Origin of the sequence: Paraburkholderia sp. EG286B (genome assembly GCF_040965655.1) — a bacterium.
In the GTDB taxonomy this organism is placed as follows: Bacteria; Pseudomonadota; Gammaproteobacteria; order Burkholderiales; family Burkholderiaceae; genus Paraburkholderia.
In genome coordinates, this window is sequence record NZ_JBFRCF010000163.1 from 1 (window position 1) to 462 (window position 462).

The 462-nt window shown below is 59.5% G+C and carries 2 protein-coding genes; both read left to right on the top strand.

From position 1 onward, the window contains the following. The first annotated feature begins 18 nt into the window (after positions 1-18). Positions 19-180 (top strand): hypothetical protein, encoded by a 162-nt coding sequence (locus AB4Y42_RS44220; protein ID WP_368675662.1) that lies wholly within the window; start codon positions 19-21, stop codon positions 178-180. 61 nt (positions 181-241) lie between these two features. Further along, the coding region (locus AB4Y42_RS44225) for a sugar phosphate nucleotidyltransferase (RefSeq protein ID WP_368697895.1) at positions 242-462 on the top strand (221 nt) is incomplete at its 3' end.

Genomic DNA, 462 nt, shown 5'->3' on the forward strand with positions numbered 1-462 from the left:
CGCCAAGGGAGGCGTCTCATGGACTTGCATTGGATAGCGGGGGGCGCCGTGCTGCTGATTCTCGTTGCCGTATCGGCCTACCGGGAGGCCGTCGAGCGCGATGAAGCGGCGCGCTTCTCGGCGGTTCGAGACAAGCACCGGGACGCACGCGGCAGCGAGGAGGCGGTCGAGCGCGTCTAGCTTTTTCTTTCGAATAGCTTAATCACGCTTCACATAAAGAACTGACAGAGAGGGGTTGATGATGTTGAAAGTCACCAAAGCGGTATTCCCGGTGGCTGGCTTGGGTACGCGGTTCTTGCCCGCTACGAAGGCGAGCCCCAAGGAGATGCTGCCAATCGTCGACAAGCCGCTCATCCAATATGCGGTGGAGGAGGCAATCGAGGCCGGAATCACGGAGCTCATTTTCGTGACGGGCCGCAGCAAGCGCGCGATCGAGGATCATTTCGACACATCGTACGAGAT

What these genes read in the sequence shown, in the direction of transcription:
- AB4Y42_RS44220 (WP_368675662.1), top strand. Translation starts at nt 19, where the DNA reads ATGGACTTGCATTGGATAGCGGGGGGCGCCGTGCTGCTGATTCTCGTT.